The sequence below is a fragment of the Bacteroides thetaiotaomicron VPI-5482 genome, assembly GCF_000011065.1.
Classification (GTDB): domain Bacteria; phylum Bacteroidota; class Bacteroidia; order Bacteroidales; family Bacteroidaceae; genus Bacteroides; species Bacteroides thetaiotaomicron.
The window spans coordinates 5,271,744-5,288,006 of record NC_004663.1; the positions used below are offsets into that span (position 1 = coordinate 5,271,744).

A 16,263-nucleotide genomic window follows, 5' to 3' on the forward strand; every position below is an offset into this window, starting at 1 on the left:
AATAAAATATATCACATGAAACGTACTTTACTATTGATATTTACTCTGCTTACTGTCACTTTGGCGGCTGTTGCCCAACCCCGTATTTCCTCTAACAAGGAGACGCACAACTTTGGACAAATAGAATGGAAAAAGCCGGTAACAGTAGAATATACCATCACCAATACCGGAAACGAGCCGTTGGTGCTGACCAATGTCACGACTTCCTGTGCCTGTGCCGTAGCCGACTGGACAAAGGAACCCATTGCTCCGGGTGCCAAAGGAACTGTGAAAGCCTCTTTTGACGCGAAAGCGCTGGGACGTTTTGACAAGTCGATAGGCATATACAGCAATGCCACTCCGAATCTGGTTTATCTGAAATTCACCGGTGAGGTAGTGCAGGAAATCAAAGATTATTCAAAACTTCTTCCGTACGCCATCGGCAATATCCGCATTGACCGTGACGAGTTCTCCTTCCCCGATGTCTATCGCGGACAGCAACCGTCTATGACGTTCAGTATTGCCAACCTTTCCGACCGCCCGTACGAACCGGTGTTGATGCACCTGCCTCCTTATCTGAAGATGGAAGCGGAACCTAAAGTACTGCTGAAAGGTAAAAAAGGAACGATCAAGCTGACACTGGATGCCAGCCAGCTACAGGACTTCGGACTGACACAGACCTCTGTCTACCTGTCCCGTTTCTCCGGTGATAAAGTGAGTGAAGACAATGAGATACCCGTTTCGGCCATTCTTCTTCCCGATTTCTCGCGTATGACGGAGAAAGATTCTTTGAATGCTCCTTCCATCCACATCTCGGAGACGAATATTGACCTGAGTATTCCGTTGATCAAGAAGAATAAAGTCAGCCATGATATATTGATCGCTAATGCGGGAAAGACCCCGTTAGTCATCAGCAAGCTACAGGTATTCAACTCTTCTGTAGGAGTAAGACTGAAAAAGACGGTCATTCCGCCGGACGGAATGACTAAGTTGAAAGTGACGATCCACAAGCGGGATGTAGGTAATAAGAAACATCATTTACGTATCTTGATGATTACAAACGACCCGTTGCGTCCGAAAGTTGAAATAAATATCAAACGCTAACTCTTATTGCCATGGAACATCCTGAAAATAACGAAGAATATAAAGGACTCGTTGTCAATAAAGGCATCGAACAGCCCTCATCCGTGAATCCTTATTTGAAACGTAAGCCCAAAAAGCGTCAGCTTTCGGTAGCGGAATTTGTAGAAGGTATTGTGAAAGGCGATGTCACTATTCTCAGTCAGGCTGTGACACTGGTAGAGAGCGTGAAGCCCGAACATCAGGCTGTCGCCCAGGAAGTGATCGAGAAATGTCTGCCTTATTCCGGCAATTCCATCCGTGTAGGTATCAGTGGAGTGCCCGGTGCGGGAAAGAGTACCTCGATTGACGTATTCGGTCTGCATGTGCTCGAAAAAGGCGGTAAGTTGGCGGTGCTGGCTATCGACCCGAGCAGTGAGCGTAGTAAAGGCAGTATCCTGGGAGACAAGACACGTATGGAACAACTTTCCGTACATCCCCAATCGTTTATCCGCCCCAGCCCCTCAGCTGGTTCGTTGGGAGGAGTTGCCCGGAAGACCCGTGAAACGATTGTGCTTTGTGAGGCTGCCGGATTCGATAAAATCTTTGTGGAAACCGTCGGAGTGGGACAGAGCGAAACGGCTGTTCATTCTATGGTGGATTTCTTCCTGCTGATTCAGTTGGCAGGTACGGGAGATGAATTGCAAGGCATCAAACGAGGAATCATGGAGATGGCGGACGGTATTGTCATCAACAAAGCCGACGGAGATAATCTGGAACCTGCCAAGTTGGCTGCCAGTCAGTTCCGTAATGCGCTGCATCTGTTTCCGGCTCCCGAATCGGGATGGATTCCGAAGGTGCTGACTTACTCCGGTTTTTATAATATCGGCGTGAAGGAAATCTGGGACATGGTGTATGAATATATCGACTTCGTGAAGAAGAACGGTTATTTTGACTATCGCCGTAATGAACAGAGCAAGTACTGGATGTACGAAACGATCAATGAACAGCTCCGTGATAGCTTCTATCACAATCCTCGGATTGAAGCGATGCTTCAGGAGAAGGAACAACAAGTGCTGCAGGGAAATCTTACTTCGTTTATCGCTGCTAAGAGCCTGCTGGATACCTATTTTGACGAATTAAAACGATGATAAAGCAGAAACAGTGATGGATTAGAAAAACGACCGAACATTTACCCCCGATAACTATACCCTAATTAATAACCAATTGTTAACTTTAACACCTGATGAACAAAACCTTATTAACCGGGCTTTTGTGTTGTAGTTTGTCAATACAGAGCTTTGCAGACCAACCGTTAGAAGGATTCACCTATGGTTCGGTGAATGCTCCTACAGGAAAAGAGTGGGAATCTCCCGAAAACCTGGCGCTCAACAAAGAGCAGCCGCATGCTTATTTCTTTCCGTTCCAGCATTTGGATAATGCCCGCAAGGTATTGCCGGAAAACAGTAAGTATTGGCAGTCACTTGACGGTGACTGGAAGTTTCACTGGGCACCCGACCCCGACTCCCGCCCCAAAGATTTCTATCAGACTGAGTATGATGTCAGCTCATGGGATGCGATTCCCGTGCCTTCAAGCTGGAATATTTATGGCATTCAAAAGGACGGAAGCCAGAAGTACGGAACGCCTATCTACGTCAACCAACCGGTAATCTTCCAGCACAGCGTGAAGGTGGATGACTGGCGCGGAGGCGTGATGCGTACTCCTCCTGCCAACTGGACTACTTACAAGGATCGGAACGAAGTAGGTTCCTTCCGCCGTGATTTCGAAATCCCGCAGGACTGGGACGGACGCGAAGTCTTTATCAGCTTCGATGGTGTCGATTCATTCTTCTATCTGTGGATCAACGGTCAGTACGTAGGTTTTTCCAAGAATTCGCGTAATACCGCTAATTTCAATATCACTCCCTATTTACAGAAAGGCAAGAACACCGTAGCCGCCGAAGTGTATCGTAGTTCGGACGGTTCCTTCCTCGAAGCGCAGGATATGTTCCGTCTGCCGGGCATCTTCCGTACGGTTGCCTTGTACTCGGTTCCCAAAGTTCATTTCCGTGACTTGGTTGCCACACCCGATTTGGATGCGACTTATACGGACGGTTCTCTGACTGTCAATGCCGAAATCCGTAATCTGGATAAGAAAGCCATCAAAGACTACAAGGTATATTACTCTTTATATGCCAACAAACTGTATTCTGATGAGAATACCTTGGTAGATGGATTCTTATCTCCTGTGATCGACAAAATCGCTCCGAATGAAACCGGTAGTGTTCAGACTGTTCTTAAGGTAAAGGCTCCTAATAAGTGGTCGGCTGAATTTCCGTATCGCTACACGTTGGTAGCCGAATTGAAGGATAAGAAGAACAGAACCGTTGAAATGGTTTCCACCATTGTCGGTTTCCGCAAAGTGGAGATTAAGGATACTCCTGCTTCCGAAGATGAATTCGGACTTGCCGGACGTTATTATTATGTGAACGGAAAGACGGTCAAACTGAAAGGGGTGAACCGACATGAATCCAATCCGGGAGTAGGGCACGCCATAACCCGTGAGATGATGGAGAAAGAGATTATGTTGATGAAGCGTGCCAACATCAATCATGTACGTAATTCACATTATCCGGATGATCCGTATTGGTATTTCCTGTGCAACAAATACGGTATTTATCTCGAAGATGAGGCGAATATAGAATCGCACGAATATTATTATGGTGCTGCCTCCCTCTCTCATCCGGTGGAATGGAAAAATGCGCACGTGGCACGTGTGATGGAAATGGTGCGTGCCAATGTCAACAATCCTTCTATCGTTATCTGGTCGTTGGGCAATGAAGCCGGACCGGGCAAGAACTTTGTGGCGGCTTATGATGCTTTGAAGAAGTTTGATACTTCCCGTCCTGTGCAATATGAGCGTAATAATGACATTGTAGATATGGGTTCCAACCAATATCCGTCTATCGGCTGGGTACGTGGGGCCGTGCAGGGGAAATATGATATCAAGTATCCGTTCCATATATCCGAATATGCCCATTCAATGGGGAATGCCTGCGGTAATCTGATAGATTACTGGGAAGCTATGGAGTCGACCAATTTCTTCTGTGGAGGTGCCATTTGGGATTGGGTAGACCAGTCTATGTACAATTATGACCCGAAGACAGGTGTCCGTTATCTGGCTTACGGCGGAGACTTTGGCGATACTCCCAATGATGGTCAGTTTGTAATGAACGGCATCGTGTTTGGTGACCTTGAACCGAAGCCTCAGTACTATGAAGTGAAAAAGGTATATCAGCACATCGGCGTAAAGGCAATAGATACAGAAAAGGGGGTATTTGAGATCTTCAATAAGTACTACTTTAAGAACTTGGCGGAAGATTACCAGTTGGTATATTCGCTTTATGAAGACGGTAAACCGATAATGACCGGTAAACCGATGGATATCAATATAGCTCCACGCCAACGTGCACAGATCACTCTGCCGTATGATCATGCCTCTCTTAAGAAAGATGCTGAGTACTTTATGAAACTACAGTTTATACTGAAAGATCAAAGACCTTGGGCTGCCAAAGGCTTTCCGATGGCAGAGGAACAGATTTTGATAAAGGAGGCTACAGACCGCCCGTCCATCAGTGAAGTAACTGCCGGTGCAGCAAAACTGGATGGATTCGTACTGGACAAGGATACGAAGCGCATCCTTATAAAGGGAGCTGACTTTGAAGCCATATTTGACCCGCAAACCGGAAGTATCTACAGTCTGAAGTATGGCAACGAGACTGTTATCGCCGATGGCAACGGTCCGAAGCTCGATGCTCTCCGTGCTTTTACAAACAATGATAACTGGTTCTATGCCCCCTGGTTCGAACATGGTTTGCACAATCTGATTCATAAAGCAACTGAATATAAAGTACTGAATAAAGGCAATGGCACTTTGGTATTGAGTTTTACGGTAGAATCTCAGGCACCGAATGCCGCACGCATTAAGGGTGGTACAAGCTCCGGTAAGAATAGCATCGAAGAACTGACCGACAGAAAATTCGGTAGCAATGACTTTAAATTTGTCACTAACCAGATATGGACAGTGTATCCGGACGGTTCTATCGAATTGCAGTCCAGCATTACTTCCAATCGTTCGAGTTTGGTTCTGCCACGTTTGGGTTATGTGATGAAAGTTCCACAACAATACAGTAACTTCACTTACTATGGACGCGGACCGATAGATAACTATGCCGACCGTAAGAGCGGACAGTTTATCGAACAGTATACGAATAGCGTAGCAGGTGAGTTCGTAAACTTCCCGAAACCTCAGGATATGGGCAATCACGAAGATGTTCGCTGGTGTGCATTGACCAATCAGGCAGGGAATGGAGCTGTCTTCGTAGCTACCGACCGTCTTTCGGCTTCGGCACTTCAGTACTCGGCTCTCGACTTGATTTTGGCTTCCCATCCTTATCAGTTGCCGAAGGCAGGCGATACCTATCTGCATTTGGATTGTGCAGTGACCGGTCTGGGTGGTAACAGTTGTGGTCAGGGAGCTCCTCTCGTACACGACCGTGTGTTTGCCAACCAGCACAGCATGGGATTCATCATTCGTCCTGCCGATAAGGAACTGAGTGTCGTTGCCAATGTTGCTCCTGCGGGAGATCTTCCTCTGTCTATCACACGCACCCCTGCCGGAATGGTCGAATTGACTTCGGCAAAGAAAGATGCTGTCATTTGTTATAGCATTGACGGAAGTAAAAAAGTGCAGGAATACACAGAGCCTGTCCCTATGCGTAACGGAGGTACGATCAAGGCATGGTATAAGGATAGTAAGGATATCAGCAGCACGATGAAGTTTGAGAAAATAGAAAGCATTCAGACGCAAGTCGTATACGCCAGTAGTCAGGAATCGGGTGAAGGCGATGCTTCTCATCTGACTGATGGTGATCCGAATACCATCTGGCATACCATGTATTCGGTGACAGTTGCCAAATACCCGCATTGGGTAGATTTGGATGCCGGTGAAGTCAAGGAAATCAAAGGCTTTACTTACCTGCCACGACAGAATGGAGGAAACGGTAATATCAAGGATTACTCTATTCAGGTCAGCATGGATGGAAAAGAATGGGGAGAGCCTGTTAATAAAGGAACGTTCGCAAGGGACTCCAAAGAAAAGAGAGTCTTGTTTGACAAACCGGTGAAGGCACGTTATATCCGTTTCACGGCTTTAAGCGAACAGAACGGACAGGATTTTGCGTCCGGTGCGGAGATAACGATTCTGGCTAACTAAAGATAGCTGAATATATAGAAGAAAAGTATCAATGGGAATGTGTCCCCCCTTCTAAATTTATGAGGGTTTCGACACATCCCCATTGATGCTTTTCTCTATTTTATCGGTATGAGGAAACTTCTACAACTCCTTTCCCGCCTTCTCAAAATCCGCCTTAGACTTACTCTGCGTCACAATATACACACCCAGAAACACAAGTGTAATGGCGATTCCTTTTTCCCAGCCGAAGCTCCCGATTCCCATGAGGATTGCTGCAATCGTAGCCACAATCGGCTGCATATAGTTATACATACTTACCACTGTAGGGCGGAGTAACTTCTGAGCTGTCATGATGCAGAGATAAGCAAGGAAACTTCCTCCCAGTACGACATACAATACCTGCAAAATGGCAACCATTGGAATGCTGGTCCATTGAATGACCGAAATATCTTGATAAGAGAAAGGAATATAACACATCGAAGCATAGATAAACATCCATTTATTGATGGTTACTGCCGAATATCGCTGAGACAGCCCCTTGAACACCGTCAGATAGATGGAGAAACTGATTTGCGCAACCAGACAAAGCAAGTCGCCGATCAGACTTCCGTTACCACTACTCGCTGCCTGACTGCTCATAATAAGGATAAGCGCTCCCATAGCTCCCACGAAAATACCCAGTACTTTCTTGTTCGTAATCGGCTCTTTCAGATAGATGGCTGCCACAATCATGGTAACTATCGGCAGAGTAGTCGTTACGATAGAAGCATCAATAGGCGAAGTCATCGAAAGCCCGAAGATAAATATCCCCTGATTGAAAACCAGAGCAAAGAGGGAAGCAAAGAAAATCTTCAGCATATCGCGGTGGTCCACATGCTCCTGTTTGCAGAAGATGGAAAGTATCCAGAATGCCGCTGCCGCACCTACCATACGAAACGTGGTGACGGAGATAGCTGAAAACTCTTGAAGTGCCGATTTGCCGATAGGAGACATCAGTCCCCACATAACGTTTGCCGTGAGTGCAAACAGATGTCCGTGCAGATTCTTGTTATTGCCCATAAGTCTGTGTATACCTTTTAATTGTTACCTTTATTGAAAACTGCTGCAAAGGTAACCAATTTGTCACATGATTTGTTTATATTTGCCTTGATTAAAATTGAATATTATGGAACAACAGGCAGACTATATCCGGCGGATCGAGATCAAAGGACTCTGGGCCCGCTTTAATATACAATGGGATTTGCGTCCGGATGTGAATATCCTTTCCGGCATCAACGGAGTGGGAAAGACCACTATTCTGAACCGTTCGGTGGGATACCTCGAACAGCTTTCCGGCGACATACAGCTCTCCGGTGAAATGAAAAGCGACGCAAAGAACGGAGTACACCTCTTCTTTGATAATCCCGCAGCGACTTATATCCCATACGATGTGATCCGCAGCTACGACCGCCCCTTGATTATGGGTGACTTCACGGCACGCATGGCAGACAAGAACGTGAAGTCCGAACTGGACTGGCAACTGTATCTGTTGCAGCGCCGCTATCTCGATTATCAGGTCAATATCGGCAATAAGATGATCGAAATGCTTTCCAGCAATGACGAGGAACAGCGCAGCAAAGCCGCCACCCTCTCCCTTGCCAAACGTCGTTTTCAGGATATGATTGACGAACTTTTCAGCTACACCCGCAAAAAGATAGACCGCCGTCGGAATGACATAGCCTTCTATCAGGACGGAGAATTGCTGTTTCCATACAAACTCTCGTCCGGTGAAAAGCAAATGCTCGTGATTCTGCTGACAGTGCTCGTGCAGGACAACAGCCACTGTGTCCTTTTCATGGACGAACCGGAAGCCTCCCTGCACATCGAATGGCAACAGAAACTGATTTCAATGATCCGAGAACTGAATCCCAATGTGCAAATCATTCTGACCACCCATTCGCCTGCCGTCATCATGGAGGGCTGGCTAGATGCAGTGACAGAGGTGAGCGATATTTCCACCGAAGCGGACGGATTCAGACTCCCCCCGACTATTAATGTTAATGACAACTTCTACATGGCAACTTCACTACGCGATAATCTGACTTCTTCTTACTTCAATGCTGCCCACAAGCTGTATTCCAAAAAGGCTCGCCGGCGCATCATTGCTTACGTAGAGAGCTATGATGATGTTGCTTTCTGGCGCACATTACTCGAAGAGTTTGAAGATGACGAGCATTATTTTCAAGTGATGCTCCCTTCGGCCACCTCATTGGCAAAGGGGAAGAAGATGGTACTCATGAACACGCTGAATACCGCCGAACTGGGCAGAAGTCTGATTGCCTGTGTCGACAGTGACTATGATTTCCTGTTGCAGGGAGCCACGAACACTTCCCGAAAGATCAACCGGAACAAGTACATATTCCAAACCTACACATACGCTATCGAAAACTATCACTGCTTTGCCGAAAGTCTTCACGAAGTATGTGTGCAGGCCACATTGAACGACCGTTTTATACTGGATTTCAACGCTTATCTGAAACGGTATTCGGAAATCGTATACCCGCTTTTCCTGTGGAACGTGTGGTTTTATCGTCAACGGGATACGTATACTTTCCCGATGTACGACTTCCATACTTATACTGCCTTGAGGGAGATCAGTCTGAAACATCCGGAACACAGTCTGGAAGCACTGCAACACCGAGTTAATCAGAAACTTGCTGAACTGAAAAAACGCTTCCCCGGTTCTGTCAACCAAGTGAACGGATTGCGGTCGGAATTAAAGGAACTGGGACTCGTCCCCGAAACCACCTATTTATATATGCAGGGACATCACGTGATGGATAATGTCGTGATGAAACTTCTGATTCCCGTCTGTACCGCCCTGCGCCGGGAACGGGAACAGGAAATTAAACGACTGGCGGAACATAATGAACAATTCAGGAATGAATTGACTTGTTATCAGAACAGCCAGGTGAATGTCGAAATCATGTTGAAGAAGAACGTCGCCTATAAGCGACTCTTCCACTACGACTGGCTGAGGCAGGACATTCAGGAATATCTGGCCAAAGGAGAATGAATAAAAGGGAACTAACTAATAAGGGAATAAACTAAAAGAGATACTATTTTATGAAAGAAGTGATTGATACAGTGAGTGTGGCATTGGCAAATGGAGATACGGAGAATGTTGGCAATGTCGTGATGCAGGAGGTCAACCGTACGTTGCTCTCGGCAGGTGTGGATGAAGTATGGGCGGACAAAATAGATAATCTGATCGTATTGCTGTTTATTATCGGAATAGCCTTGTTGGCTAACATAATCTGCCGTAAAATCATTTTACGGGTGGTAGCCAAGTTGGTGAAGCAGACCAAAGCTACCTGGGACGACATTGTATTCAACCATAAAGTGATGGTGAATGTCAGCCGGATGGTAGCGCCTATCCTGATTTATATCGCCATTCCTATCGCATTCCCCGAGCATGCGGATTCTGATTTGCTCGATTTTCTGAGGCGTCTCTGTCTGATATATATCATTGCCGTTTTTCTTCGTTTCATCAGCGCTTTGTTTACGGCTGTCTATCAAGTCTACAGTGAGCGGGAGCAGTATCGGGACAAACCGTTGAAAGGACTTTTGCAGACGGCGCAAGTGATTCTTTTCTTTATAGGAGCCATCATTATTATAAGCATTCTGATCAATCAGAGCCCGATGGTCTTGCTGACCGGATTGGGAGCGTCTGCCGCTATTCTGATGTTGGTTTTCAAAGATAGTATCATGGGATTTGTATCCGGTATTCAGCTTTCTGCCAACAATATGCTGAAGGTGGGCGACTGGATCACCATGCCGAAATATGGTGCGGACGGTACAGTGATAGAAGTAACGCTGAATACCGTGAAGGTGCGTAATTTCGATAATACGATTACGACCATTCCTCCTTACCTGCTGATCAGCGATTCTTTTCAGAACTGGCAGGGAATGCAGGAGTCCGGCGGACGCCGGGTGAAGCGTTCCATTAATATCGATATGACAAGCGTGCGCTTTTGTACTCCCGAAATGCTGGAAAAATATCGCAAGATACAGTTGCTGGCAAATTACGTAGATGAAACGGAGAAAGTGGTAGAAGAATATAATAAGGAGCATGATATTGATAATTCCGTGTTGGTGAACGGGCGGAGGCAGACCAATCTGGGAGTTTTTCGTGCCTATCTGACCAATTATTTGCGAAGCCTGCCCACTGTTAATCAGGATATGACCTGTATGGTACGCCAGCTTCAGCCTACAGAAACCGGCATTCCGCTGGAACTTTATTTCTTTTCTGCCAACAAAGTATGGGTTGCTTACGAAGGCATACAGGCAGACGTGTTCGACCATGTACTTGCCATCATTCCGGAGTTCGGCCTGCGCGTCTTTCAGAATCCGTCGGGTGAAGACCTGCGACGGATAGGAGTGAAGATAGAACACTGATTTAAAAGATAGAATACTATATATTTTAAGAACGATACATACTGTTAACCATTATTGATTATGAACACACCTATACCCAATCAGATTATCCGTGAAATTACACCTTTGTCCGACAAAGACTGTTTCTATATTGCAGAACGTTATAAGACGGAGTTTACCTATCCGATTCATAACCATTCTGAATTTGAACTGAACTTTACGGAAAAGGCCGCCGGAGTCAGGCGTGTAGTGGGAGATTCCTCCGAAGTGATAGGAGATTATGATCTGGTTCTGATTACGGGCAAAGACTTGGAACACGTATGGGAACAGAATGAATGCCGCTCCAAAGAGATACGGGAGATCACCATCCAATTCTCTTCCGACCTGTTCTTCAAGAGCTTTATCAATAAGAACCAGTTCGACTCTATCCGCCGGATGCTGGATAAAGCTCAGAAAGGACTTTGTTTCCCGATGTCCGCCATACTTAAGATATATCCGTTGCTGGATACGCTTGCTTCCGAGAAACAAGGGTTCTATGCGGTGATCAAGTTTATGACGATCCTGTATGAACTTTCTCTCTTTGAGGAAGAGGCCCGGACACTGTCCAGTTCTTCTTTTGCCAAGATTGATGTTCATTCCGATAGCCGCCGGGTACAGAAGGTGCAGGAATATATCAATCTCCATTATCAGGAAGAAATCCGATTGGGACAGTTGGCAAGCATGGTCGGGATGACTGATGTGTCATTCAGCCGTTTCTTTAAGTTGCGTACGGGGAAGAACCTTTCCGATTATATTATTGATATCCGACTGGGATTCGCTTCGCGGTTGCTGGTAGATTCTACGATGTCTATCGCAGAAATCTGTTATGAGTGCGGATTCAATAACCTGTCTAATTTTAATCGTATCTTTAAGAAGAAAAAAGATTGTTCTCCGAAGGAGTTTCGCGAGAACTACCGGAAGAAAAAGAAACTGATCTAATTTCTCTGTCTCCTCGCATACTTTACTAGTCTGTTTCTCTATTAGGGCTGACTAATAATTAGCTTAGAATCGTGTTGAATTTAGAGTCTTGTTTCCTAAGATTTATTCTTCGGGGGGCTGACATCTATTCTCCGTTAGGTACAAAACTAATCGTCTGACAGTTGTGTTTTTTCGTCTGACAACTGTCAGACGAAAAAACAACAACTGTCAGACGAAAGTTTAACTATAGTCAGACGATTAATTCTGTGCATGACGGGAGATAAATTCTTTTGATATGCGGATTAAATCTTACGTAGAAGAGGACTAAACCTCATTGGTAAGCGGATTGAAACAGTGTGGTAAGTCATTGATAACAAGTTTGTAACACGATGTAACAAACCTGAAACGGCTATTTCAAACCATTGTATCTGATTCGTATTCATATTGTAATCTCTTGGGTCTACCTTTGCCGACGTAATAAAAACGTAGAGCGAAGTTCGATGAAAAAACTATTTCTTTTAAGATTTTCAGTTGCAGCCTTCTTTTGTTTGTTGTGTGTTCTTCCCGCATTGGCTGCCAATATTAAGATTAAAGGTGCTGTGAAAGATAAACTTTCCAAAGAGCCTTTGATTGGAGCAACGATACGGTTGGTAGGAACTCCTGCCGGAGCCGTGACCGATATGGACGGTAATTTTGAATTGAACAGTACCGGTGTTTTGGAAGGTTTGTATGATATAGAGATTAAATATGTAGGATATAAAACGGAAGTACGTCGTAAGGTCCGTGTAGAAAACGGAAAACTGGCGATTCTGAATCTGGAGTTGGAGACAGATGCGCACGAACTTTCGGACGTTGTGGTGGTAGCAAAGAAGAATCGTGAAAATGAGAATATGTTATTGCTCGAACAGCAGAAGGCGGTCATTGCCGTGCAGGCTGTCAGCGTCAAAGAGCTTTCACGCAAAGGTGTTTCCGATGCGGAAGGGGCTGTAACCAAAGTGGCGGGAGTCTCCAAACAGGATGGAGTGAAGAATGTTTTCGTCCGTGGACTGGGCGACCGCTATAATGCGACTACCTTTAACGGATTTGCCGTTCCTTCGGAAGATCCGGAATATAAGAATATCTCTCTCGACTTCTTCGGAACGGATATTATCCAGTCTGTTGGCGTCAATAAGGCATTTAATGCAGGAGGTATCAGTGATGTCGGCGGTGCGACAATCGACATTGTTTCCAAAGAACTGATTGGCAGCGGAAACCTGAATATCGGCCTTTCCGGAGGACTGAACACGCAGACTGTGACAGCAGACTTTCTGAAGCAGGACGGAGTAAACCTTCTGGGCTTCGCCACTACAACAGAACCCGCCGATGAGAACAACTGGGGATTCAAGAATAAGCTGGACCCCTCCAAGCAGAGCTTGCAGATAAACCGGAGTTATAGCATTTCCGGCGGAAAGCGGTTTCATATAGGAAAAGACAGGAATCCGCTCTCTTTCTTTCTCACTGCCGGACATACCACTGATTATCAATTTACGGATGAAACCATCCGCAACACAACGACGAGCGGTACGATCTACAAAGATATGACAGGCAAGAAGTACACCGAGAATATCAGCCAACTGGCACTGGCCAATGTGGATTATGATATGCAGAACCGTCACCACATGAGTTATAACTTCATGATGATTCATGCCAATGTGCAATCCGTAGGAGACTATACCGGTAAAAACTCCATCTTCAGTGACGATTATGATAATCAGGGATTTACCCGTCGCCAGCAAGCGAATGACAACTTACTAATCGTTAACCAGCTGATGACTAACTGGGGACTGACCAAAACATTGAGTCTGGATGCCGGTGCTTCTTATAATATCGTGAAAGGCAATGAACCCGACCGCCGAATCAACAACATAACCAAAGCGGAAGAAGGATATACCTTACTCAGAGGCAACTCCCAGCAACGGTATTTCTCCACTTTGGACGAAGATGACATCAACGTAAAGGCAGGACTCATCTACCGTCTGAAAGATAACGTAGAAGAAATCTCTAATATACGCTTGGGCTATACAGGCCGATTTGTAGACGACAATTTCAAGGCGACTGAATACAACCTCACAGTAGGACACGCTTCTTCCATCCCCTCATTGGATAATTTCTCACTCGACGATTATTATAATCAGCAGAATCTCTCTTCCGGATGGTTTACCGTTCAGAAGAACATCGATAAGTATTCGGTCGCCAAGAATATCCATTCCGCTTATGCGGAAGCCACCTACCAGTTTACTCCCCGTTGGATTGTAAATGTAGGAATGAAGTATGACAATGTGGATATTCAGGTAGACTACAATGTGAATAAAGGCGGATCGGAAGGAAGCAACACGATTCAAAAGGATTTCTTTCTCCCGAGTCTGAATCTGAAATACAATCTGAGTGAAAAACATTCCTTGCGTCTCGGAGCGAGCAAAACATATACGCTGCCGCAAGCAAAGGAAATTTCTCCTTATCGCTACGTAGGTGTGAATTTCAACAGTCAGGGGAATGCGAACCTGAAGCCTTCGGACAACTATAACGTCGATTTGAAATGGGACTTTAATCCTACCCCCACTGAACTGATCTCTCTGACAGCTTTTTATAAGCTCATCAAGAATCCGATCTCACGCATTGAAGTGGCAAGTGCCGGAGGATACCTTTCGTATGAAAATATAGCCGATAAGGCAACAGTGGCCGGAGTGGAAGTAGAAGTACGTAAGAATCTGTTTGTCCGTCCGCTAAGCAGTGCGGCAAACGGAATGAATAAGCTCTCTTTCGGCTTGAATGGATCGTACATTTATACAAATGCGAAAATGCCTCTGGCAACGGTTACCACCGGATCGCAACTGGAAGGGGCCGCTCCCTGGATTGCCAATTTCGACTTGTCCCACAACTTCACGAAAGGAACTCATAGCTTCATCAATACATTGGTATTCAACTATGTCAGCGATAAGATTTATACCATCGGTACGCAAGGCTACCAAGACATCATGGAGCAGGGAATGATGACGCTTGACTTCGTTTCGCAAGCCAAACTCAACAAGTATGTCTCACTTACGCTGAAAGCCCGCAATCTGCTGAATCCCTCTTATCAGTTGAGTCGCAAAGCCAACGAAAGCGGAGAGAAGGTAGTACTCAGCGATTATAAAAAAGGAATAAATATCAGTCTGGGAGTGTCGTGCACATTTTAAACCGGATAATGAAATAAGATTATTAACTAATTATTAAAGCAAAATGAAAAGATTGTTTGTAAACTTTATGACGTTTGCCGCTATGGCAACTGCACTGACATTCACTGCGTGTAGTAGTGATAGTGACGGAGATGACAATGGAAACGGTAACGGTGGAAATGGCGGAGGAACAGGTAGTTCTATCGTGGTAGGCGAAAACATCCTGTCCGGAACACTGACCGGTGAACAGACACTGGATGCCAAAGAATACATTCTGAACGGAACGGTTATCATCGCCGACGGCGGTCGCCTGAATATCCCTGCCGGAACTACCATCAAGGCGCGTGAAGGTTTCAGCAGTTACCTGCTGGTAGCGCAGGGAGGTAAACTCTATGCCGATGGTACGGCCGACAAACCAATCGTCTTTACGGCAAATACCACCAGCCCGGTATCCGGATATTGGGGTGGCGTGATCATCAATGGTAAAGCACCTATTTCCGGTTCAAAGACCGACAAGAGCGATACGGCACTGACGGAAATCAACAATGACTATAAATACGGCGGCAGCGCAGCTGATGACAACTCCGGTTCGTTGACTTACGTGAAAATCTGCTATGCAGGTGCACGCTCCACAGCAGACATCGAACACAACGGACTGACCTTGAACGGTGTCGGCAACGGAACAAAGATTGAAAATATCTACGTACTGGAAAGTGCCGACGATGCAATCGAGTTCTTTGGTGGAACAGTAAATGTAACCAATCTGCTGGCTGTTAATCCGGATGATGATATGTTCGACTTTACACAAGGCTATTGCGGTACGCTGAAGAACTGCTATGGCGTTTGGGAAAGCGACTACACAAGTACGGAAGCCGATCCTCGCGGCATCGAAGCCGACGGTAACATGGACGGTCTGTATCCGGATCACCTGCGTCAGTCTGACTTTAAGGTGGAAAACATGACTATCGTGAATAATGCTGCCAACACTGCCGATAACGTAGACCGTATGCAGGATGTAATCAAGATTCGTCGCGGAGCAAAAGCTACCATCACCAATGCATTGGTTAAGGGTACGGGTGGTGCTATCGACCTGGTTGATATGAAAGACAGCAAAGGTGCAGGAAACATAGAATCCAGCATTAACATCACAAGTACATTAAGTCTCACAGGATTGAAGCAGAACGGCGAACTGAATACATTTGTCGAATCGGCAGACAATACAGGTGCAGACGCTTCTCTGTTCGGCTGGACAGGCTATAATTTATCAGCATTCTGATGAAGTAGCCAACGGTTCTTTTTCACAGTAGGTATTACTTTTCGGGCACGGATTGCACGAATTGCACGGTTATGATTTACTAAAACCGTGTAATCCGCGTAATCCGTGCCAAATCATATAATAATGAG

Annotated in this window: 9 protein-coding genes and 1 pseudogene; 9 read left to right on the forward strand and 1 reads right to left on the reverse strand. The window is 45.7% G+C overall.

What is annotated here, in order from left to right:
* The first annotated feature begins 15 nt into the window (after positions 1-15).
* From BT_RS20430 to BT_RS20440, 3 genes are all read left to right on the forward strand, one after another.
* Positions 16-1,083 (forward strand): DUF1573 domain-containing protein, encoded by a 1,068-nt coding sequence (locus tag BT_RS20430; protein WP_008760932.1) that lies wholly within the window; start codon positions 16-18, stop codon positions 1,081-1,083.
* Positions 1,084-1,094: 11 nt separating this feature from the next.
* Complete coding sequence (meaB, locus tag BT_RS20435; protein WP_008760933.1) at positions 1,095-2,189, forward strand: methylmalonyl Co-A mutase-associated GTPase MeaB; 1,095 nt, start codon at positions 1,095-1,097, stop codon at positions 2,187-2,189.
* Between the two features lie 95 nt (positions 2,190-2,284).
* Positions 2,285-6,313, forward strand: a complete 4,029-nt coding sequence (locus tag BT_RS20440) for a glycoside hydrolase family 2 TIM barrel-domain containing protein (RefSeq protein ID WP_011109085.1) — start codon at positions 2,285-2,287, stop codon at positions 6,311-6,313.
* Positions 6,314-6,433: 120 nt separating this feature from the next.
* On the opposite strand, the gene BT_RS20445 is transcribed toward BT_RS20440, so the two are convergent.
* Entirely contained in the window at positions 6,434-7,351 is a 918-nt protein-coding gene (locus tag BT_RS20445; protein WP_008764292.1) for a DMT family transporter, read from the reverse strand.
* Between the two features lie 106 nt (positions 7,352-7,457).
* On the opposite strand from BT_RS20445, the pseudogene BT_RS20450 reads away from it, so the two are divergent.
* The 6 genes and pseudogenes from BT_RS20450 to BT_RS20475 form a co-directional block, all read left to right on the forward strand.
* Positions 7,458-8,291: pseudogene (locus tag BT_RS20450) on the forward strand (AAA family ATPase); the annotation flags it as partial.
* 54 nt (positions 8,292-8,345) lie between these two features.
* On the forward strand, positions 8,346-9,347 hold the full coding sequence (locus tag BT_RS20455) for a DUF4435 domain-containing protein (protein ID WP_008760937.1): 1,002 nt from the start codon (positions 8,346-8,348) through the stop codon (positions 9,345-9,347).
* A gap of 50 nt (positions 9,348-9,397) precedes the next feature.
* Positions 9,398-10,729 carry a mechanosensitive ion channel family protein gene (locus BT_RS20460; protein WP_008760938.1) on the forward strand — a complete coding sequence of 444 codons (1,332 nt, stop codon included), beginning with the start codon at positions 9,398-9,400 and terminating at the stop codon, positions 10,727-10,729.
* Positions 10,730-10,789: 60 nt separating this feature from the next.
* Positions 10,790-11,686 (forward strand): AraC family transcriptional regulator, encoded by an 897-nt coding sequence (locus BT_RS20465; protein WP_008760939.1) that lies wholly within the window; start codon positions 10,790-10,792, stop codon positions 11,684-11,686.
* Positions 11,687-12,165: 479 nt separating this feature from the next.
* The gene (locus BT_RS20470; RefSeq protein ID WP_011109087.1) at positions 12,166-14,880 is read left to right on the forward strand and encodes a TonB-dependent receptor; all 2,715 of its coding nucleotides are present in this window, start codon (positions 12,166-12,168) and stop codon (positions 14,878-14,880) included.
* A gap of 43 nt (positions 14,881-14,923) precedes the next feature.
* Positions 14,924-16,135 (forward strand): hypothetical protein, encoded by a 1,212-nt coding sequence (locus tag BT_RS20475; protein WP_008764295.1) that lies wholly within the window; start codon positions 14,924-14,926, stop codon positions 16,133-16,135.
* Positions 16,136-16,263: the final 128 nt, after the last annotated feature.